General features: G+C 64.2%; 17 protein-coding genes. 7 read left to right on the forward strand and 10 right to left on the reverse strand.

Features of this window, described 5'->3' with window-relative positions; translation table 11 throughout:
• Window positions 1-5: 5 nt before the first annotated feature.
• Entirely contained in the window at window positions 6-2,699 is a 2,694-nt protein-coding gene (locus A7X65_RS20950) for a bifunctional acetate--CoA ligase family protein/GNAT family N-acetyltransferase (protein ID WP_063688234.1), read from the reverse strand.
• Window positions 2,700-2,768: 69 nt separating this feature from the next.
• On the reverse strand, window positions 2,769-3,608 hold the full coding sequence (locus A7X65_RS20955) for a universal stress protein (RefSeq protein ID WP_063688236.1): 840 nt from the start codon (window positions 3,606-3,608) through the stop codon (window positions 2,769-2,771).
• A 201-nt stretch (window positions 3,609-3,809) separates the two neighbouring features.
• Here A7X65_RS20955 and A7X65_RS20960 point away from each other — a divergent pair, with 201 nt between their 5' ends.
• Complete coding sequence (locus tag A7X65_RS20960) at window positions 3,810-5,345, forward strand: bifunctional aminoglycoside phosphotransferase/ATP-binding protein (RefSeq protein WP_063688238.1); 1,536 nt, start codon at window positions 3,810-3,812, stop codon at window positions 5,343-5,345.
• Window positions 5,346-5,356: 11 nt separating this feature from the next.
• The gene (locus A7X65_RS20965) at window positions 5,357-6,331 is read left to right on the forward strand and encodes a CHAD domain-containing protein (RefSeq protein WP_063688240.1); all 975 of its coding nucleotides are present in this window, start codon (window positions 5,357-5,359) and stop codon (window positions 6,329-6,331) included.
• Here A7X65_RS20965 and A7X65_RS20970 read toward each other — a convergent pair.
• Window positions 6,328-8,166: a PHA/PHB synthase family protein gene (locus A7X65_RS20970; RefSeq protein WP_063688242.1), complete on the reverse strand. Its 1,839-nt coding sequence runs from the start codon at window positions 8,164-8,166 to the stop codon at window positions 6,328-6,330. The genes A7X65_RS20965 and A7X65_RS20970 overlap by 4 nt on opposite strands.
• Window positions 8,167-8,364: 198 nt before the next feature.
• Here A7X65_RS20970 and A7X65_RS20975 point away from each other — a divergent pair, with 198 nt between their 5' ends.
• Complete coding sequence (locus A7X65_RS20975) at window positions 8,365-9,093, forward strand: CBS domain-containing protein (RefSeq protein ID WP_063688244.1); 729 nt, start codon at window positions 8,365-8,367, stop codon at window positions 9,091-9,093.
• A gap of 19 nt (window positions 9,094-9,112) precedes the next feature.
• On the opposite strand, the gene A7X65_RS20980 is transcribed toward A7X65_RS20975, so the two are convergent.
• From A7X65_RS20980 to A7X65_RS20990, 3 genes are all read right to left on the reverse strand, one after another.
• Window positions 9,113-9,571 carry a RidA family protein gene (locus A7X65_RS20980; protein ID WP_063690654.1) on the reverse strand — a complete coding sequence of 153 codons (459 nt, stop codon included), beginning with the start codon at window positions 9,569-9,571 and terminating at the stop codon, window positions 9,113-9,115.
• A gap of 21 nt (window positions 9,572-9,592) precedes the next feature.
• Window positions 9,593-11,284: a benzoate-CoA ligase family protein gene (locus tag A7X65_RS20985; RefSeq protein ID WP_063688246.1), complete on the reverse strand. Its 1,692-nt coding sequence runs from the start codon at window positions 11,282-11,284 to the stop codon at window positions 9,593-9,595.
• Window positions 11,285-11,431: 147 nt separating this feature from the next.
• Window positions 11,432-11,923, reverse strand: coding sequence for a MarR family winged helix-turn-helix transcriptional regulator (locus A7X65_RS20990; protein ID WP_035971233.1), 492 nt, complete (start codon window positions 11,921-11,923; stop codon window positions 11,432-11,434).
• Between the two features lie 277 nt (window positions 11,924-12,200).
• Between A7X65_RS20990 and A7X65_RS20995 the strand changes: the two genes are divergently transcribed.
• Together A7X65_RS20995 and A7X65_RS21000 are read left to right on the forward strand one after the other, a co-directional pair.
• Complete coding sequence (locus A7X65_RS20995) at window positions 12,201-13,379, forward strand: ABC transporter substrate-binding protein (RefSeq protein ID WP_063688248.1); 1,179 nt, start codon at window positions 12,201-12,203, stop codon at window positions 13,377-13,379.
• Window positions 13,380-13,408: 29 nt separating this feature from the next.
• Window positions 13,409-13,867 carry a cupin domain-containing protein gene (locus A7X65_RS21000; RefSeq protein ID WP_063688250.1) on the forward strand — a complete coding sequence of 153 codons (459 nt, stop codon included), beginning with the start codon at window positions 13,409-13,411 and terminating at the stop codon, window positions 13,865-13,867.
• A gap of 9 nt (window positions 13,868-13,876) precedes the next feature.
• On the opposite strand, the gene A7X65_RS21005 is transcribed toward A7X65_RS21000, so the two are convergent.
• From A7X65_RS21005 to A7X65_RS21020, 4 genes are all read right to left on the reverse strand, one after another.
• Window positions 13,877-15,127: a flavin-dependent oxidoreductase gene (locus A7X65_RS21005; protein WP_063688252.1), complete on the reverse strand. Its 1,251-nt coding sequence runs from the start codon at window positions 15,125-15,127 to the stop codon at window positions 13,877-13,879.
• Window positions 15,128-15,182: 55 nt separating this feature from the next.
• Entirely contained in the window at window positions 15,183-17,534 is a 2,352-nt protein-coding gene (locus A7X65_RS21010; RefSeq protein ID WP_063688254.1) for a bifunctional salicylyl-CoA 5-hydroxylase/oxidoreductase, read from the reverse strand.
• Window positions 17,535-17,631: 97 nt separating this feature from the next.
• The gene (locus A7X65_RS21015) at window positions 17,632-18,468 is read right to left on the reverse strand and encodes an enoyl-CoA hydratase family protein (RefSeq protein WP_063688256.1); all 837 of its coding nucleotides are present in this window, start codon (window positions 18,466-18,468) and stop codon (window positions 17,632-17,634) included.
• 39 nt (window positions 18,469-18,507) lie between these two features.
• Window positions 18,508-19,269, reverse strand: coding sequence for an SDR family NAD(P)-dependent oxidoreductase (locus A7X65_RS21020; protein ID WP_063688258.1), 762 nt, complete (start codon window positions 19,267-19,269; stop codon window positions 18,508-18,510).
• A gap of 198 nt (window positions 19,270-19,467) precedes the next feature.
• Between A7X65_RS21020 and A7X65_RS21025 the strand changes: the two genes are divergently transcribed.
• A complete protein-coding gene (locus tag A7X65_RS21025; RefSeq protein WP_082885014.1) occupies window positions 19,468-20,283 on the forward strand; it encodes an alpha/beta fold hydrolase in 816 nt (271 codons plus the stop codon).
• A gap of 12 nt (window positions 20,284-20,295) precedes the next feature.
• Window positions 20,296-21,585: an acyl-CoA dehydrogenase family protein gene (locus tag A7X65_RS21030; protein ID WP_063688262.1), complete on the forward strand. Its 1,290-nt coding sequence runs from the start codon at window positions 20,296-20,298 to the stop codon at window positions 21,583-21,585.
• The last annotated feature ends 1 nt before the right edge of the window (window position 21,586 follow it).

The raw sequence follows: 21,586 nt of genomic DNA on the forward strand, positions 1-21,586 counted from the left end.
CGTGCTCAGAGCTTGAGCCTGACGTCGCAGATGTCGGGCTCGGTCGGATCCGGTTTGACCTCGAACCCGAGCTGCCGGCACATCTCGAGCATCACGGTGTTCTCCTGGAGCACATCGCCCGAGATGGCCTTCAGGCCTTCCGACTTCGCATATTCGATGATCAGTTGCATCAGGGCCCATCCGAGCCCCCTGCCCTTGAGATCGGACCGCAGCAGGATTGCGTATTCGCCGCTCTCGTAGATCGAGTCCGAATGGAGCCGGACCACGCCGACCATCTCGCCGGTCGCCTCGTCGAACGCAATGAAGGCCATCGCGCGGGCATAATCGAGCTGGGTCAGGCGCGCGATGAATTCGTGGGTGAACTCCTTCATCGGCGCGAAGAAGCGCAGGCGAAGATCGTGAGGCGTCACGTGACGCAGGAACGCGTGGATGGTCGGCTCATCCTCGGGGCGCAGCGGCCGCACGAAGATCGGCCAATCGTCCTTGAGCTTGAGCCGGCGCTCCCATTGCGACGGATAGGCCCGGACCGCGAAATTGGCGGGGCCGGAACCCGCGAATTTCCGCTGCGGCGGCCCGACCGCGACGCGGGCGTCCACCGCGGTCACACCGGTCTCGTCGGCCAGCAAGGGATTGATGTCGAATTCGCGGATCTCGGGAATATCGGCGGCCATCTGCGCCAGCTTGACCAGCACCATCGCGACGGCGTCCGGCTTCACTGCCGGTACGTCCCGATAGGCGCGGAGCAGCCGTGACACCCGCGTGCGGTCGATCAGATCGCGGGCTAGCTGCAGATCGAGCGGCGGCAACGCAAGGGCCTTGTCATTGATGATCTCCACCGCCGTGCCGCCCCGGCCGAAGACGACAACGATGCCAAAGGTGGGATCGTCGGCAAGGCCGAGGATCAGCTCGCGCGCCTTCGCCTTGACGACCATCGCCTGGACGATGACCCCGCCGATGCGCGCCTCGGGCCGCAGCTTCCTGGCCCGGGCGAGAATGTCGGAGGCCGCCGCACGCACCGCCTCCGGCGTCGTCAGATTGAGCACCACACCGCCGACATCGGATTTGTGAACGATGTCGCGCGACAGGATCTTCAGCACGACGGTCCCGCCTTGCGCAAATATCTCGTCCGCGCAGGCCACAGCCTGCTCGACGTCATCGGCGGCGTAAGTCGGCACCATGGCGATGTCATAGGCTTCGAGCAGGTGCTTGATCTCGACAGGCTCGAGCCATTCGCGGCCATCCGCAATGGCCGCGGCGACGATCTGCCTGGCTGCCCGGGCGTCAGGCACGAACGTGTCGGGCATCGCGGGAGGAACCTGGCTGAGCTCCTCGACCACTTCGCGATGCCGGACCAGATGCATGAAACCACGCACCGCGTCGTCCTCGGTCGGGTAGTTCGGAATCCCCGCGCCGGAGAGCGCCTGAGCGATGTTCTGATCGGCCCCGACCCAGGCGGCCAATACGGGCTTTGCCCACCGCCCGTGCTGCTTGCGATATTTGCCGACGAGCTCCGTTACGGTCGCCGCGATATCGGCCGCCGAGGCGATCGCAGTCTGCACATTGAGGACGAGAACCGCGTCATTGTCGGGGTCGGCGAGCAGCACCTCGAGCGCAGCCGCGTAGCGCGATGCATCGGCATCGCCCACGATGTCGACGGGATTTGCACCGGACCAGGTCGGCGGCAGCACCTCATTGAGCTTCTTGCGGGCGTCCGCCGAGATCGACGCCGGAACCCCGCCGAGCTCGACCAATCGATCGACGGCAAGCACCCCGATGCCGCCGCCATTGGTGAGGATCGCCAATCGCTTTCCGGATGGCGATTCGACGCGGCCGAGCGTCTCGGCGCAGTCGAACAGTTCGCGCAGATCGGAAACCCGCAAGGCGCCCGCACGGCGGAACGCCGCGTCATAGACGGCATCGGCGCCGGCGAGCGCGCCCGTATGGGTCGCAGCCGCCTTCGCCCCCTGCGCCATGCGGCCGGATTTCACCACGACAACCGGCTTGACGCGTGACGCAGCGCGCGCCGCAGACATGAATTTACGCGCGTCCTTGATGGCCTCGATATAGAGCAGGATCGCGCGGGTCTTGTGATCCATCGCGAAATAGTCGAGCAGGTCGGCGATATCGACATCGATCTGGTCGCCGATCGAGACGATGCCGGAGAAGCCGACGCCGCGCTGCGCGGCCCAATCCACCATGCCGGCGGCGATCGCGCCGGATTGCGAAATCAGCGCGAGATTTCCTGCTCCCGGCATATGTGCGGCAAAGCTGGCATTGAGGCTCACGCCGGGCATCATGATGCCGAGACAGTTCGGCCCGATCAGCCGCATGCCGTATTTGCGGGCTGCGGCGATCGTGGCCTCGTGCAGCGACCCCGGTCCATGGCCCAATCCTGCCGAGACAATGAGCGCGCCCGCCGAGCCGCGCCGCCCGGCCTGGTCGATGATACCGGGAACCTCGCGCGCCGGCGCGGTGATGACCACCAGCTCGGGCACGAAGTCCAGCCGGTCCAGGCTCTTCACGGAGGGAACGCCGGCGATCTCCGCATGGCGCGGATTCACCAGGCCAAACCGTCCCGCGAATTCGGCCTTGCGAATGTTCTCCAGAACGGCTCGTCCGACGGAGACCGGACGGGCGCTCGCTCCGACGAGCGCAACCGAATGCGGCGACAGCAGATTCTTCAGGCGATAGGTTGACATGACAGCAAATGCGCCCGGTCGGTGGCGGTTCCGATGGTCGAAAGATCGGGCTGGAAAGCAGCGGCCAGCCTAGTGGGAGATCATAACCCAGCACGGCGGCTGGCCAATGACAGTCTTTGTCACACCGCCCCAAACGATCTCATTCAGGCGCGAATGATGGTAGGCCCCCATCACGATCGCATCCATCGCATTGGAATTCGCCCAGCCTCCAAGCACCTTGCCGATCGAGCTACCGCCCCCACCTACCGTTTCGAACGAGGCGTAGACGCCGTGTTCCCTCAGATGGTCGACGAGGGAGGCCCCGGACTGCACGAGGGCGTCAGTCCTGTCGTCCGTCACGGTCACCACACGGACCGAGGCCGCGGCCTGCAGGACCGGCAGCGCGTCGCCAATCGCCCGTGCGGCGCGCGCGGAGTGATCCCAGGCGATCATGACATTCTCGAATTCCGGTCGCAGCGCCTCTACGCGCTGCTCCGGACACAGCAGCAGCGGTCGCCCGGATTCGAACAGGAGCGTCTCGATGATGTGCTCCGTGCGGCTGTCATGCGGCTTCACGGGGACCAGCGTGAGATCGCTGAAACGCGCATGTTCGGCAAGGATCGACGCGATCTGGTCCGGCGGCACCTTGCCCGACCGGCTCTCGGCGCGAATGCCGGCGCGGGACGCCGCATCGGTGAAGGCATTCAGAAGACTCTGCAGATCAGCCGCCCCGGCAGGTCCGTCCGCCCCGGCGGCTCCGGGATCTTCGGGAAGCAGCACTTTCGGCCGCGCGAACACCTCTTCCTCGAGCGCAAGCGCGTTGATCCTGGCACCGAGGGCGGCGGCGACGGACACGCATTTCTCGATCGCGGCGAGAGTCGGTCCGGCCGGCTGGCCGATGAGCGGCAGAAAAACGTCCTTGATGGGCATCGGGATTCTCCTCGATCGCCAAACTAGTCCGGCTTTCGTCAGGACGCTTGATCCTCGTCAAGCTCATGGGGAACTCCGGCAGGTCTGATCGGGCCTTGACGGAAGTCAAGGACTGGCCGCGCGCTGCCATTCTATGGATAGTTCGCTTGGAGCGGCGCAGCCGCGCTCCGGCCCTGACCGTATCCCGGGATAACAGCTTCGATGACGTACGAAACGGCTGCCCAGCAACGGATCCTCACCGCACTCGGCAGCCGTCCCGGCGTGACGCGGATCGATACTCACGCGGCATCGGTCTTCCTCGACGGGCCGCGCGCGCTGAAGGTCAAGCGAGCCGTGCGGTTTCCCTTCCTCGACTATTCGACGCTCGAGAAACGCAAGGCGGCCTGCGAGGAAGAGATCAGGATCAACCGGCCTCTGGCGCCTCAGATCTATGATCGTGTCGTGGCGATCACCGAGGAGACGGACGGATCGCTGCAGGTCGACGGCCGCGGGCGGCCGGTCGAGTATGCGGTCGACATGTCCCGCTTCGACGAAAGCCGGACACTGGACCATCTGGCGAAGGCCGGGCCGCTGGACGCGAGCCTTGCGTCCGCAACCGCTGACGCCATCGCCGCGTCGCATGCGGCGGCGAAGCAAGCCGACGGCAAGGCATGGGTCGCTTCCATCCCCGGGCTCATCGAGGCAAACAGCAATGGCTTGCGGCAGGGCCATCACCTCGAAGCGGAGGCGATCGAGCGGCTCGGCAAGGCCTCGCACGCGATGTTCCGGCGTGTGCAGCCGCTGCTTGAAGCGCGCGGCCGTCAGGGCTTCGTGCGCCGCTGCCACGGCGACCTGCATCTTGCGAACATCGTCCTGATCGGCGAACAGCCCGTCTTGTTCGATGCCATCGAGTTCGATGCGCAGCTGGCGACCGTCGACGTGCTCTACGATCTCGCATTCACCCTGATGGACCTGTTGTGCCATGATCAGGCCGCGGCAGCCAACATCGTCCTGAACCAATATCTGACCGCATCGCCGGTCGAAACTCTGGATGCGCTGGCCGCACTGCCCCTGTTCCTGTCCATTCGCGCGGCGATCCGTGCGCAGGTCGCACTGGCACGGCTGGCACGCCCCGATGCCGACCGGAGCGGAATTCTCGGCGAGGCACGTCGCTATTTCGACCTCGCCCGCGTTCTGATCGAGCCTCCCGCCCCGCGCCTGATTGCGGTAGGCGGGCTATCCGGCACCGGCAAGTCCGTCCTCGCCCGCGCACTGGCGCCTCACGTCGCACCGCTGCCGGGAGCCGTCGTGCTGCGTAGCGACGTCATTCGCAAGCAGCTGTTTCAGGTGGGACACACCGACCGTCTGCCACCGTCCACGTACCGGCCCGACGTCACGGCGCGCGTCTACGAGATGCTGATGCAGCGGGCGCGGCAGGCGCTGGTACAAGGCCATTCCGTCATCGTCGACGCCGTTTTTGCGCGGGAATCCGAACGGGACGAGCTGGCCGTCCTGGCCAGCGAATGCAACATCCCGTTGAGCGGATTATTCCTCGTCGCCGACCTTGCGACCCGGCAGGCCCGCATTGGCGGCCGCCATGGCGACGCCTCCGACGCCACGCAGGAGGTTGCTGCGCAGCAAGAGCACTATAATATCGGTCACATCGGGTGGGCGACCATCGACGCATCCGGCACACAGGAGCAAACGCTCCAGAACTGCCGGGACGCGATCGCAAGGCAAGCAAGGCAATCTGATTGACGCGGGCAAGGATGTCGCGACCTACCACGAGTTCGACGGCAACCGCGGGCGCTAATCCGGCGGCACGGCGCAATGTCCTGCCAGGCCGCCTCAGCCCCGGCATGGCCTGCGATACCGCATTCCGGATCATCGCGCGCCGCCATTTCGATGCCGTTCTCGCCCAGCATGACGGTACCTGCGGCGGTGACCCGGAGGCGCTGCATCAGATCCGGATTGCACTGATGCATCTGCGCACCGCGATTCGATTCTTCTCGCCGATGGTCGACGACGGACAGCGGCCAAACGTCTGGGCCGAGCTGAAATGGCTGAACAGCCAGCTCGGCATGGTCAGGGACCTCGACGTCGCGATCGAGCGGGTCATCGCCGAAAGCGGCGGCGAACTTGACGTAATCGCCGAGCTCCAGCACTGGGACGAAAAGCGCGCCGAGAGCCACCGCCTGCTGGCGCGCGCGCTGCAATCGGCGCGCTATCGCCGCCTGGTCGAGCAAACCTCGGCCTGGATCGAGAGCGGTCCCTGGTCGACCCGCCGCAGCAAGGAGGCGGTCAGGCTGCGGCGCTGCCCGCTGGCCGATCACGCGACGGCGCGACTGACCGAGTGGGAAGAGACGCTGCTCAGAAAGGCGCGGAAGCTGCACAAGCTCGATGTCGAGAAACGTCACAAGCTGCGGCTTCTCAATAAGCGGATGACCTATTCGGTCGGATCGCTCGCGGACCTGTTCGCCGACGAATCCCTGACGAAGCAGAAATCGATCCTCAAGCAATTGAAGAAGGCGCAGAAATCCCTCGGACAGCTGAACGACGATGCGCGTGGGCAAACGCTGGCGGCGTCATTGAACGAAGCCGTTCCCGAGGCAGGCATTCGCTTCCTCGACCACAAACGGGAAAAGAAGCTGCTGCGAGCCGCCTCGAAGGCCTACCGGAAACTGGACAAGGCCAAACCGTTCCGCTCGTCAGACCTTGCACCGAACGCGCAGCTCGAAGATTAGGTGTGAACGTAGTCGCCAGGCGCGTCTGGCAGGCCGTCAATGCCTCCAGCTCCCATCGACGGCGGATCGCAGGGCGCCCCGGAGCGCGCCGCCAGCCATTGCACCCATTCCGGCCACCACGATCCCTCGACCTGCGGCGCCAGCTTCAGCCACTCTTCCGGGCCGACATAAGGCGCATCCGCAGCCTTGGTCTTGATCTGGTAGCTGTGCCAGGATTCGGCGGGGGGCGCGACGATGCCGGCGTTATGACCGCCGCTGGTCAACAGGAACGTCACGTCGGCATCGACCTGATAGTGGATCTTGTGGACGGATCGCCACGGCGCGACATGATCGGCGAGCGTGCCGACCACGAACATCGGTGTGTGGATGTCGGAGAGCGACACACCCCTGCCCTCGACGCGGTAGCGGCCCGCGGCCAGATCGTTGTCGAGGAACAGCTTTCGCAGATATTCCGAATGCATCCGGTAAGGCAGCCGCGTGGCGTCGGCATTCCAGGCCATCAGGTCGTTCGGCGCCGCCGCTTCTCCCATCAAATAGTCGCGTGACAGCCGCGACCAGATCAGGTCGTTGGAGCGCAGCAGCGCGAACGCGCCGGCCATCTGTGCGGTATCGAGATAGCCGCGCTGCCACATCATGTCTTCGAGGAAGGCGACCTGGCTCTCGTTGATGAAGAGCGTCAATTCGCCGGCTTCGGTGAAGTCGGTCTGGGCGGCAAGGAGCGTGATGGTGCCGAGACGATTGTCTCCGTCGCGCGCCATGGCGGCGGCCGCGATCGACAGCAACGTGCCACCCAGGCAATAGCCGAGCGCATGAATCCTCTCGCCCGGCACGATCCGGCCGATCATGTCCAGCGCGGCCATGACACCCAGCTTGCGATAGTCGTCGAAGGCGAGATCGCGGTCCTCCGCGTTCGGATTGCGCCAGGAGATCGCGAACACGGTGAAGCCCTGACCGGTCAGATACTCGACGAGTGAGTTCTGCGGCGACAGATCGAGGATGTAGTACTTCATGATCCAGGCCGGCACGATCAGGATCGGCTCGGGGCGCACCTGCGCGGTCGTCGGATGATACTGGATCAGCTCGATCAGATCGTTGCGGTAGACCACCTTGCCGGGCGTGGCCGCCAACGTCTTGCCGACGACAAACTGATCTTCGCCTGCCGGCTTCGACAGCGAAAGCAGACGCATCAGATCGCTGCACCAGTTCTGCCAACCGAACACGAAATTCTCCCCACCGCTCTGGAACGCTTTTTCCAGAACCTGCGGGTTGGTCGCCGCGAAATTGGAGGGCGCCAGCATGTCGAGCATCTGGCGCATCGAGAATTCGACGATCGCTTCATTCGCGTGGGATACGCCGCGGACACCAGTTGCGGCATCGTGCCACCAGCGCTCGGTGAGCAGAAACGCCTGGGCGAGCAGATTGAACGGGGCCGCTTCCCATTGCCGGTCGGTGAAGCGGCGATCTCGTTCCTGCGGCTCGATGACGGACCACGGCTTTCGCGTCATCGCGTGGGCGGCAGCCTCGAGGAACCGGCCGGCATCGCGAACAACATTGCGGGAAATCTCCATCTGCCGCTGCGGGGCCGCCGCGAGATGCGCGCTCCAATCGAGCCAGGCGAGCGACAAGGCCACAGGCGAAATCCCGCCCGTAAAACGCGCCAGCATGGCATGAAACGCGCGATCCAGGACGTATGGCTCCGATGCAGGCGGAGAGCCGGCCGCGGCCTGCGTCCCCACGCTTCTACCAGCGGTCGACGCAGGGACCTCGGCCGCCGGATCGGCGGAGAGAACCTGCGGAGGCTCTTCGGCCCGTGGAAATATCTTCACGACGCTCATGGCTGAATGTCCCTGCGGGCTTTCTGTTCCGCGCAGGATATGGCGACGCTTCCGCCGGGCGTTGAGCTGCATCAAAGCCCGGCCCGCAACTGCTCGACCGGGACAAAACAGCTAGGTGCGTTTGACCTGAGTCAAACCGCCGCGGGACAGTCGGGCTAGGCTTTGCACATCGAAATTCGACAAGCAGCGGAGCTTTGCATGCGCGCCCACCAGATCATGACCCGGTCGGTCATCTCGGTCACCCCGGACACCAGCATCGTCGAGGCCGCGAACATCATGCTGAAGCGGCACGTCAGCGGCCTCACTGTCGTCGATGACACCGGCAAGCTGGTCGGCGTCGTCTCGGAGGGAGATTTCATCCGCCGCAGTGAAATCGGCACCGGACGCAAGCGCGGCCGCTGGCTGCGCTTCATCCTGGGTCCCGGCACATCGGCCAGCGACTTTGTCCAGGAGCACGGCCGCAAGGTCTCGGAGGTGATGACCGCCTCGCCCGTGACCATCACCGAGGATACCGCACTCGCGGAGATCGTCGATCTCATGGAGCGAAACAACGTGAAACGCCTACCGGTGGTGCGCGGCGACCTGGTGGTCGGCATCGTATCCCGCGCCAATCTGCTGCAGGCGGTTGCCGGGCTTGCCCGCGACGTACCGGATCCGACGGCCGACGACGATCACATTCGCAGCCGCATCATCGACACCATGGAGAAGAACGACTGGTGCCCGTTCGGACTCAATGTCATCGTTCGCGACGGCATCGTTCACCTCAGCGGCGTCATCACCGAAGAACGCGCGCGGCAAGCCGCCGTTGTCGCGGCAGAGAATGTCGAGGGCGTGAAGAAGGTGCACGACCATCTGTGCTGGGTCGACACGATGTCCGGCGTTTATCTGAACTCACCCGAGGACGATGAGCTCGCCAAGGCGAGCTGAACAGGCAAGCCGAACGTCTTCAGCGCGGGATCACGGCAGTTGCCTCGATCTCGACGCGCGCTGCTTTCTCTACGAGACGGACCACCTGAACCAGTGCCATTGCCGGATAATGTGCGCCGAAGATGGCACGGTAGATCTTGCCGAGCTCCTTCAGGTTGGTGAGGTACTCCTCCATGTCCACGACGTACCAGGTCAGGCGCACTAGGTGCTCGGGCCCGGCGCCGGCCTCGGCCAGGATCGCGGCGATATTGCTCAGGGTCTGGGCGACCTGCGCGACGAAGCCGGCCGCGAGACGCTCCTTGGCATCCCAGCCGATAACGCCGCCGGTGACGACGATTCGTCCTTCGGCGGCCATGCCATTGGCATAGCCCTTCGGCATCGGCCAGCCGGAGGGCTGCAGCACTTGCGCGCCCCGGCTTGTGTCGTCTTCGGCTGCGGTCGGCAGCACCGTGAGCTGCGGACCTTTCGGCGTCGTCACGGACAATTCTCTATCCTTCTCTCATTCTGCCGCGACGCCCGAAGACGTCGCTGCGGCCTGCGCCAGTTGCCGCAGGGCAAAGCGCTTCAACTTGCCGGTCTCGGTCTTCGGAAGTTGCATTACGAACTCGATTGCGCGCGGATATTTGTAAGGCGCGATCTCGCGTTTGACATGTTCCTGCAACGCGGCGACGAGCTGAGCGTCCGGCGTCACGCCGGGTGCGGCGATGACATAGGCCTTCACGATCATGCCTCGCGCCTCATCAGGCGCTCCGACCACGCCGCACTCGACGACAGCGGGATGCGTCAGCAGCGCTGCCTCCACATCCGTACCGGCGATATTATAGCCCGCCGAAACGATCATGTCGTCGGAGCGCGACTGGTACCAGAAATAGCCGTCGCTATCCATCAGATAGGTGTCGCCGGTGATGTTCCAGCCGTTCTGCACATATTTGCGCTGACGCTCGTCGGAGAGATAGCGGCAGCCGGTCGGCCCGCGTACGGCGAGTAGCCCCATGGTCCCGGGCGGCACGTCGTTGCCTGCCTCGTCGACGATCTTCGCTTCATAGCCCGGCACCGGCTTGCCCGTGGCGCCCGGGCGGATCTCGTCCTCGGTTGCGCTGATGAAGATGTGCAGCAGCTCCGTCGAGCCGATGCCGTCCATCAGTTTGATTCCGGTGGCCTTGAGCCAGGCATCGAATGTCGGCTTTGGCAATGTCTCACCAGCGGAGACGCACTTCCGTAGCGAGGAGATGTCGCGGCCGACGAGCTTGCCGATCATCGCCCGATACGCGGTCGGCGCAGTGAAGCAGACCGTGGTCTTGTACTGCTCGATGGCGCCCAGGATGTCGTCCGGCGTCGTCTTCTCCAGCACCACGAACGAAGCGCCGATATGCATGGGAAACAGCACGCCGCCGAAGCCGAAGGTGAAGGCGAGCGGCGCAGAGCCGATGAAGCGATCGTTCTGCCCGGCCCGCAGGATGTTGCGCGCATAGCCGTCGCAGACCGCCAGCATATCCCGATGGAAATGCATCGTACCCTTGGGATCACCCGTCGTGCCCGACGTGAATGCGATGAGGCAGATATCGTCCGAGGCGGTATCGACGGCCGTGAACTCGGGGCTGGCATCCGCGACCAGCGCCTCGAGCGAATCCGGCGCGCCGCTCCCCCAATAAACGACGTGCTTGAGGCCGGGCGCGGCCTGCTTCGCCTTCTCCATCTCGTCGGCGAGCTTTCCGTCGCAGAGCGCCAGCGATATCTCCGCCTTCTGGATCGGGTAGGACAGCTCCTTTGCGCGCAGCAGCGGCATCGTCGCCACGCAGATGCCACCGGCCTTGATCACCGCCAGATAGGTCGCAACCATCATCGGATTGTTGGCGGAGCGCAGCAGCACGCGCCCGCCAGTCACCAGGCCCAACTTGCCGACCAGCACATTGGCGATGCGATTCACCAGCGTCTGCAGCTCGCGATAGGTGAAGCTCACGGCGGGACTGATGACGCAAGGCGCATCGCCGTGGCCCTGCTCGACCCAGCGGTCGAGGAAATAGCTGACGCAGTTCAATCGAGGGGGATAGTGCAGCTCCGGCCGCGTAAAGATGAATTCAGGCCAGAGCTCGCGCGGAGGCAGATGCTGCCGCGCGAATGGGTCGACATGGGCCGTCGCGGCGTTGCCGTCATGCGAGCCCGTCAGTTGCACCTTGGCGGCGTTGGCCATCGCACGCTCCTTTCAGCATGGAAAGCACCCGGCAGCACTATCTGGAAAACATTTTAGGCTTAAAACAATTTGGCGCAATAGGGGATTTTGGGCATCCCGTGCTTTTTCCTGCGGCAAAAGGGAATTGGCGGCCGGCGTGGGGCGGGCCTAGGGCCGCCTGCGCGCGGCCGACTTTTGTGCGGACGCCTTGGTCTTCGCGAGGAGGCGCATCAGCTCGCGCACGTCCTTCGGCGTCAGGTCGGCGAAGAGGTCGGCGATCCAGGTCTCGTGCTCGGCAGCCATCCTGCGGAACTCGGCACGCCCAAGCTTGGTAAGGCGGATCACCTGGACGCGGCGGTCGGTCTCCGAAGTGCGGCGGTCGAGATGGCCCGATTCCACCAAGCGTTCGACGAGACCGGTGACGTTGCCATTGGAGACCATCATGCGCTTGGAGACATCGGACAGCGTCATGCCATCCGGCGCCTTGTCGAGCTGCGCCATCAGATCGAAACGGGGCAGCGTGACGTCGAACCGCTGGCGCAGCCGGCCGCGAACCTCACCCTCGATCAGCGTCGTGCAGGTGAGGAGCCGCAACCACAGCCGGAGCTCTTCGGCATGGTCCTCCGGCGTCTCGACGGCCTTGGTCTCGGAATCAAGCATCTGATGCAGTCACTGACGGCAGGCATTGGCGCCGGCGCGGACTCCCCAACGTTTTGAGCTTCAAATAAATCGGAGCCGGCCGCAAGTCCAAAGCTGCAGCAATCGACCGCATGCCGATTTCTTTAGGCTTCAAATAATTGGCGCGCCGCTTGCATGCTCACCGTGCCGCGGGATGGCGACGTCTTGAGCTTGCTTGCCGCGAGCGCCATCATCGGCATAAGCTTCGATTGGAGTACGCGGCTTGCAGCGCAAGCCCTGATGTCACGAGGGACAGATCATGAAAATGCAGTCGACCTTGGCCGCAGCGACCTTGCTGCTCGGCACCGCCGCTATGAGCCCCGCCCTCGGCCAGGAGAAGATCAAGCTCGGGGTGATCGTGACCCTGTCGGGGCCGGCCGCAGCGCTCGGCCAGCAGGTTCGCGACGGCTTCGCACTTGCGGTGAAAGACCTCGGCAGCAAGATGGGCGGCCGCGATGTCGAGGTCGTGGTGGTCGACGACGAGCTCAAGCCGGACGCGGCAGTGACCAAGGTCAAGGGCCTTCTGGAGCGTGAGAAGGTCGACTTCGTGGTCGGCCCGATCTTCTCCAATATCCTCCAGGCGATCCACCGGCCCGTGACGGAATCGAAAGTGTTCCTGATTAGCCCCAATGCCGGGCCGTCGACCTTTGCCGGCAAGGACTGCAATCCGTTCTTCTATGTGACGTCGTACCAGAACGACCAAGTCCACGAGATCCTCGGCAAGGTCGCACAGGATCGCGGCTACAAGCGCATGTACCTGATGGTGCCGAACTATCAGGCCGGCAAGGATTCGGTCGCGGGCTTCAAGCTCGACTACAAGGGCGAGATCGTCGAAGAATCCTACATGCCGCTGAACACGCTGGACTTCCAACCGGAGCTGTCCAAGATCTCCTCGCAAAAGCCCGATGCGCTGTTCACGTTCATGCCGGGCGGCCTCGGCGTCAATCTGGTCAAGCAGTACCGCCAGGCGGGCCTTGCCGACACCATTCCGGTGCTCTCGGCATTCACGGTCGACGAGTCGACACTGCCGGCACAGCAGGACGCCGCGGTCGGCATGTTCGGCGGCGCCAACTGGGCGCCCAATCTCGACAATCCCCAGAACAAGAAATTCGTCGCGGCCTATGAGGCCGCCTACAATGGCGTACCCGGCACCTATGCCTTCCAGGCCTATGACGCTGCGATGCTGATCGACAGCGCCATCAAGGGCGTGAAAGGCGACCTTTCGAACAAGGATGCCGTCGGAGCCGCACTGAAGAAGGCGGACTTCACCTCGCTGCGCGGCGCCTTCAAGTTCAACACCAACGGCTATCCGATCCAGGACTTCTACCTGACCAAGGTCGCCAAGCGTCCGGACGGCAAGTTCCAGACGGAGATTGTCCAGAAGGTCTTTGAGAATTACGGCGATCGCTATGCCAAGGATTGCAAGGCGGCGAACTAAGCCGAGCGTCGCGTCAAGGGAGGACTTCAATGAGCAGCGAAATCACCGGCATCACGCGGGCTAACGAGGGGATCCAGGGTATTTCCTGGAACATTCTCGGCCAGACCTATGTGCCGAAAAGCAAAACCGAGCACAGCTTCTCGTGGCACGCGACTTTGCCGCCCGGCACGTTCGTGCCGCCGCACATCCATCCCGACCAGGACGAATATCTCTACATGCTGGAGGGCAAGCTCGATTTCGTGCTCGGGAATTCGGAATCGCAGGCAACTGCAGGCGACCTGATCCGGCTCGGCATGGGTGTACCACACGGCATCTTCAACAAGTCGGAGCAGACCGCCAAAGTGCTGTTCTGGGTGTCGCCGACCAAGAAGCTGTTCGACCTGTTCTGGGGCCTGCACAACATGAAGGAGCAGAAGCCCGAGGACGTGGTGGCGATGGCCGCCGAGTTCAACATCCACTTCCTGCCGCCGCCCCCCGGCGCCGGCTAACGCCAAGCCCTAGGCGCGCACCGCCGCAAGTCCCGGGACAGCGGCGAAGCCAGCCTTGGTAGCATAGCCCCGCACGATCGCTTCGCGCTGGGAATAGCTGAGGACGTTGTCGACATTGTCGAAGCCGTCGGGCGCAAGCTGCTCGACGGCATCGATGACGCCTTCAGGACCGCCGCGCCTGTTGGAGCGGACGATGTCCGCGGTCATCGGCAGACGCTTCTTCTCGTACTCGAGCAACGCCTGGCGCGGATGTTCGGCGCGCACCAGCGCGTCCGCAAGGCAGCGTGCGTCGAGGATCGCCTGCGATGCGCCGTTGGAGCCGACCGGATACATGGGATGCGCGGCGTCGCCGAGCAGCGTGACGCGCCCGGATGACCAATAGGGCAAGGGATCGCGGTCGCAGGTCGGATATTCGTAGAATTCCGGCGTTGCCGAGATCAGGCTCTTCACGTCGATATAGGGCACGGAGAAGCGCGCCACGTGCGGCATCAGCTCCTCGCGGCGACCCGGGCGCGACCAGTCCTCCTTGCGCGGCGGCGGGGCATTGCCCTCGCCGACCTTGACCAGCACCGCCCAATTGGTCAGCCGGCTCGCGGGGCTCGAACCCTCCGCGATCGGATAGATCACCACCTTGGCATTGAGGCCGCCGGCCACGATCATCGATTTGCCGGTCAGGAACAACGGCCAATCGCGCGCACCACGCCACAGCATCAGGCCATTCCAGCACGGCGGCCCCTCGTTCGGGAACAACGTGTCGCGGACCCGCGAATGGATGCCGTCGGCGCCGATCAGGATATCGCCCCGCGCGGTATGGATGTGCGCGCCGGTGCGATCGAAGAAATAGGCGGTGACGCCGCCCTCGTCCTGCGTGAAAGCGCCGAGCCGGCAACCGGTGTGGATGAGGTCCTCGCCGAGCCGCTCCTCGACGGCACGATGGATGACACCCTGAAGGCGGCCACGGTGGATCGAGAATTGCGGCACGTCGTGGCCGGCGTCGATGCCGCGGGCTTCACGCCAGACCTCCTGGCCATGGCGATTGAGATAGTAGAGCTGGTCGGTGCGGATCGCGACGTCGTCGAGCTTCTGGAGCAGGCCGAGACCCGCGAGCTCACGCATCGCATGAGGCAGCGTGTTGATGCCGACACCGAGCTCGCGGATGGTCTCGGCCTGTTCGAAAATCTCGCATCCGATGCCGCGCGAGCGCAGCATCAAAGCCGTGGTGAGACCTCCGATACCGCCACCGACGATAATCGCCTTCATCGCCCTTACTCCACTCGAAATACGCCAGGCAATGGGGTTAACGTCGCACGGGCGGTCACTCCGCCGCAAGCGGCTTTGTCGCCTCCGCCTTGAGCTCGGCCCGGGTCTTGGGCTTAGCCTTAATTCTCAGCTCCTCGAGATCCTGCCGGTCGCGCACGCTGTTGCGGAAAATCTGATCCTTTCCGGGAAGGTATTGCGGCGGGCAAAACGCCTCGTCCGCGCCGTACCAGGCCGCCGCCCTCATGGTGAAGGAGGGATCGACCAGATGCGGCCGCCCGAGCGCGACGAGATCGGCCCGCCCGGCCGCCAGGATGGTGTTGGCCTGATCCGCGGTCGTGATGTTGCCGACGCACATGGTGGCGACGCGCGCCTCGTTGCGGACCTGGTCGGAGAACGGCGTCTGGAACATGCGGCCATAGACCGGCTGCGAATCGCGCACGGTCTGCCCGGTCGAGACGTCGACAAGATCGACGCCCGCCTCGGCGAAGGCACGCGCGACTGCAACCGCATCGTCCCCGGTGATGCCGCCGTCCGCCCAATCGGTGGCCGAGATACGTACCGACATCGGCTTGTGCGACGGCCAGACCGCGCGCAAAGCCTCGAAGATCTCGAGCGGGAAACGCAGACGATTCTCTAGAGAGCCGCCATACGCGTCCGTCCTGGTGTTCGTCAGCGGCGAAATGAAGCTTGCGAGCAGATAGCCGTGGGCGCAGTGCAGCTCGAGCATATCGAAACCGCAGCGCGCGCCGCGCTCGGCCGCCGCGACGAAAGCGTCTCTCACCGCGTTCATGCCGGCACGATCGAGCTCGCGCGGCACCTGACTGTCAGGGAAATAGGGCAGCGGCGATGCCGAGACCACGTCCCAGCCGCCCTCGTCCAGCGGCCGGTCCATGCCGTCCCACATCAGCTTGGTCGCGCCCTTGCGGCCGGCATGGCCGAGCTGCAGGCAGATCTTTGCAGCCGAATTGCCGTGGACGAAATCGACGATGCGCCGCCAGGCCGTCTCCTGCTCGTCGTTCCACAGGCCCGCGCAGCCGGGCGTAATCCGTGCGTCGCGGCTGACGCAGGTCATTTCCGTGAAGATGAGGCCGGCGCCGCCGATCGCGCGGGATCCGTAGTGCACGAGATGGAAATCACCCGGCACGCCCTCCTTCGCCGAATACATGCACATCGGCGACACCACCGCGCGGTTGGCAACTGCCATCTCGCGCAGGCGGAACGGCTGGAACAGCGGCACCATCGGCCTTTTTGTGTCGACGTCAAAACCGCTGTCGCGAACCTGCCTTGCGAAAGATTGCTCGACCTCGGCCACAAAATCGGGCGCGCGAAGTTTCAGATTGTCGTAGGTGATCGCCTTCGAGCGCGTCATCACGCCAAAAGCGAACTGCACGGGGTCGAAATCCCAGAAACGATCGACGTGTTCGAACCAAACCAGCGAAACGTCGGCGGCGTGCTGGGTCTTTTCAACCTCCTCGCGGCGGCCGTGCTCATAGACGTCCAGCGCCGCCTTGATGCTGGGCGCCTTCTCCATGGCCTCAGCCAGCGCGATCGCATCTTCCATCGCAAGCTTGGTGCCGGAGCCGATCGAGAAATGCGCGCTCGCCTTGGCGTCGCCAAGCAGCACCATGTTGTCCTTGACCCAGCGCTTGCTGCGGATCATCGGGAAATTGCGCCACATCGAGCGGTTGGTCAGCAGCTTGTGGCCATCGAGGAACCAGCCGAAGATCTCGGCCATCCGCGCGGCGGACTGCGTCTCGTTCAGTCCGGTCAATCCTGCCCGCTCGAAGGTCTGCGGATCGGTCTCGAAAATCCAGGTCGAGTGCCCGGCCTCATACTGATAGGCGTGGGCGATGAACGGCCCCCACTCGGTTTCCTGGAAGATGAAGGTGAAGGCATCAAGCGGCTTGGTCGATCCCATCCAGGCGAACTTGTTGGCACGGAGATCGACTTCCGGCTGGAAGTGTTCAGCATATTTCTCGCGAAATCGGCTGTTGACGCCATCGGCGACCAGGATGAGATCGGCGTCGGCGAAACGGGACTCGTCGTCGATATCCACTTCGAAATGCAGGCTGACGCCGAGTTCGCGGGCCCGCTCCTGCAGAATCAGAAGCAGCTTCTGCCGCGAGCAGCCGCAAAAGCCATTGCCGCCCACCCGGTGCACCGTGCCGCGGAAATGCACGGCAATATCGTCCCAATAGGCGAATTCCTGGGTGATGCGGCGGTAGCTCGGCAGATCGTGCTTCTCGAAATTATCGAGCGTCGCATCCGAGAACACCACGCCGAAGCCGAACGTGTCATCGGCCCGGTTGCGCTCGTACACGGTGATGTCGGCGCCAGGTCGCTGCTTCTTCAGCAGGATCGCCGCATAAAGACCCGCAGGTCCGCCACCGATGATCGCGACTTTCATGGGAGCCTCGCCAATTCAACCGGCCACGAAACTATTTTAAGCCTAAAATAATTTCGCGCAAGTCCCCGTCGACGGCGTGGCCGCATGAAAAGCCGACCTAATCGCCCCTGAAGACCGGCTTGACTTTGTTGGCGAAAGCCTCGAACGCGCGCTCGAAATCCGCCGTGGTCATGCACAATGCCTGGGCAACGGCCTCCGCCTCGATCGCTTCCTCCACCGACATCGCCCATTCCATGGCCAGCATCCGCTTGGTCATGGTGTTGGCAAAGGTAGGTCCCTCCGCGATCTGTTTGGCCAGGACATGCGCCTGCGGCAGCACCTGCTCGGGCGTGACGATGCGGCTGAAGAAGCCCCAGCGCTCCCCCTCCTCCGCGGTCATGAACCGGCCGGTGTAGAGCAGCTCGGACGCGCGGGACTGCCCGATGATCCGCGGCAGGATGGCGCAAGCCCCCATGTCGCAGCCGGCCAGCCCCACCTTGTTGAACAGGAAGGCCACCTTGGCTCCGCTCGCCGCGAGGCGCATGTCCGAGGCCATGGCGATGATCGCGCCGGCGCCGGCGCAGATGCCCTCGACCGCGGCAACGATCGGCTGCGGGCAGGCTCGCATCGCCTTGACGAGATCGCCGGTCATCCGCGTGAAGGCGGTCAGTCCCTTGGTGCCCATCTTGACGAGCGGGCCGATGATTTCGAACACGTCGCCGCCGGACGAGAAATTGCCGCCGGCACCGGTGACGACGATGGATTTGACCGCATCGTCAAACGCACAGGCGCGGAAGAAATCCGTCAGCTCCCGGTAGCTCTCGAAGGTCAGCGGATTCTTTCGCTCGGGACGATTGAGCGTCACCGTGGCGACACCGTCGACCACGGCCAGCAGGAAGTGCTGCGGCGAATAATCCGCGAGCGGTATGGTCACGGGATTGGCTGGTCTGCTCATGTGATCTCCTTGGCCTTCCTGTTCTGAACCCGCGCCGCGCTAGATCTCGCCGCCGGCAACTGCGATCGCCTGCCCGGTGATGGCGCCGGCGCCCTCGCCGCACAACCAGAGCACGGCATCCGCCACCTCCTGCGGCGTGATCAGCCGTCCTTGCGGATTGTGCCTGGCGAGGTCCGCGATCGCCTGCTCTCGGCTCCGGCCCGTCTTCTTCATGATGTTGTCGATGCTGCCGGCGACCAGATCGGTGTCGGTGAAGCCTGGACACACGGCGTTCACGGTGACATTGCTGCCGGCCATTTCGAGGGCGAGCGACCGCACGAGACCCACCACTGCGTGCTTGGCCGCAGTGTACGCGCTGACATAGGCATAACCCTTGAGGCCGGCTGTCGAGGCAACCGCCACGATGCGCCCGTAGGGACGATCCTTCATGCCCGGCAAGACCGCTCGGACGGCATGGACCACGCCCATGAAATTGACGTCCATCATGCGCGCAAAAAGAGCGCTGTCCGATTTCACGAAGGGTGCGGATTCGGCACTGCCGGCGTTGGCGATCAGGATATCGATCGGCTGCCGCGCACTCGCTTTCTTGATGGCGGCGTTCAGAGACGCTTCGTCCGAGACGTCAGCGACGGCGGCAAAATGCGCGGCTCCCGCTTTGATCGCCTCTTCAAGAGTTGCGCCGTTCCGGCCAAGCACCGTCACGGTAGTGCCGGCATCGACGAGAGCGGCCGCGATCGCGCGGCCGATGCCCCGGCCGCCACCGGTGACCAGCGCGTGCGGCGATTGCGGCAATGCGGACATGCGCTGGCTCCTTCCGGATCTGCTGATCGCTCCGTCGGATATATTTTAAACTTCAAATGATTGCAACGAAAGCGCCGCGCGGTGCCGTGGACGAGCCGCAGCGGAGACCGGCCCGGAAATTGCTTTAAGTATAAAATTATCTCTTCCCATCCCTCACAGGCCTGTTAGCATCGCCGGGCCAAAGCCAAAGGATGCCGCGTGTCGCAGCCTGCGCCAATGATAACAAGGGACGGCCGCTTCGCCTATGAAGCTGCTGGGGCTCCTGATGCGACACCTCTGATCTTTCTGCATGGCATCGGCGGCGCAGCGCGCGCCTGGCGACGGCAGCTTGTCACGTTCGGCAGCCGCTTTCGTGCAATCGCGTGGGATATGCCGGGCTATGGCGGGTCCGCACCGCTTCCCAGCGTCAGCATCGCTGCCTTGGCGGATGCGCTCCAACGTTTCATCGAACAGCTCGGTGCGACCAGCCCTGTTCTGGTCGGCCATTCCATCGGCGGCATGATTGTCCAGAAATGGCTGGTGCAATCGCCAAAACTGGCGCGCGCAGTCGTCCTGGCGCAGACCAGTCCGGCATTCGGCAAGGCCGATGGCGACTGGCAGAAATCGTTCATCACGGCACGGCTCGGGCCGCTCGACCGCGGCGAGACGATGAAATCGCTGGCGCCCTCGCTGGTGAAAGAGCTCGTCGGCGAAAATCCTGATCCGAGCGGAATGGAGCTTGCGCGCGAATGCATGGCAAGCGTGCCGGAGGCGAGCTATCGCGCCATGATGCTTGCCCTGATCGGTTTCGATCAACGCAGCACGCTCAAGGATATCTCCGTTCCGACGCTGCTGCTGTCAGGCTCCAAGGACAACAATGCGCCGGCGCCGATGATGGCGAAGACGGCGACCTACATCCCCTCCGCTGAATATACCGAGCTCGCCGGCGTCGGCCATCTCGCCAACCTTGAGCGGCCTGACGCCTTTGACGAGGCCCTCGGCCGGTTCCTGAATTCCGTCGCGACCAAAGCCTGAGGTGACTGCGCAATGACCATGCAAGTCAGCAAAACCATCGGCGCAACCGGCAAGATCGCGCTGGATGCGCCGATCTTCGACCCCGTTGCGTTCCGTCTCAGCGAAGAACAGGCCGGCATCATTGCGCGTGCACGGGAGATCGGTCAGAGCGTGTTCGCCGGCCGCGCCGCGACCTACGATCGCGAGGCGATCTTTCCGACGGAGAATTATCGCGACCTGCACCGGGTCGGCCTGCTTGGCATCGCCGTCCCCAAGAAGCACGGCGGGCTTGGCGCGAACTATCAGACCTATGCCCTCGCGGCCGCCGAAATCGGCCGCTATTGCGGCGCGACGGCGCTGACCTGGAACATGCATGTCTGCTCGACGCTATGGTCGGGCCCCCTCGCCGACGATCTCGACATGGATACGGAAACCCGCGCAGAGCACGAGCGACGGCGCGCAGTCCATTACAAGCGCATCGTCGAGGACGGCGCGATCTACTCGCAGCCCTTCTCCGAGGGCGGCGCGGCGGCCGCGGGCGGCGTTGCCTTCGGTACAGAGGCAAAGCCCGTCGAGGGCGGCTGGATCGTCAACGGCAAGAAGATCTTTGCATCCCTGTCCGGCCACGCCGACTATTACGGCGTGCTGTGCACCGAGATCGAGGAAGGCGAGAAAGCTTCGCGCCGCAATACGCTTTATCTCGCAATCCCCGCGAAATCGCACGGGGTCTCGGTCGTCGGCGACTGGGATCCGCTCGGCATGCGCGGCACTGTGTCGCGGACGCTGCTGTTCAAGGACGTCTTTGTGCCGGACGATTCTGCGCTGATGCCTCGTGGCGTCTATTTCCAGGCCGCGATGCGCTGGCCGCACATGTTCCTGACGCTGTCCCCGACCTATATGGGCCTCGCGCAAGCGGCCTATGACTTCACGGTGCGCTATCTGCGTGGCGAGGTTCCGGGTATGCCGCCGGTCAAGCGGCGGATGTATCCGACCAAGCAGATCGCGGTCGCGCAGATGCAGATCAAGCTCGAGCAGATCAAGGGAATCTGGTTCCAGGCGGTTACGGAAGCGCGCGCCAATCCGAGCAAGGAACAGGTTCTGCGCGCTTACGCCGCGCAGTATTCCGTCATGGAAGGCGCCAATGAGCTCGCTGCGCTGGCGATCCGCACCTGCGGCGGGCAGGCCATGCTGAGGTCGCTGCCGCTGGAGCGTATCTATCGTGACAGCCGTTGCGGCTCGCTGATGCTCCCCTGGACGGCCGAGCTTTGCCTCGACCGTATCGGACGCGAGGCACTGTACGAGGCCGGCGAAGCGGACGACTGAC

Source organism: Bradyrhizobium stylosanthis, from assembly GCF_001641335.1.
Classification (GTDB): Bacteria; Pseudomonadota; Alphaproteobacteria; order Rhizobiales; family Xanthobacteraceae; genus Bradyrhizobium; species Bradyrhizobium stylosanthis.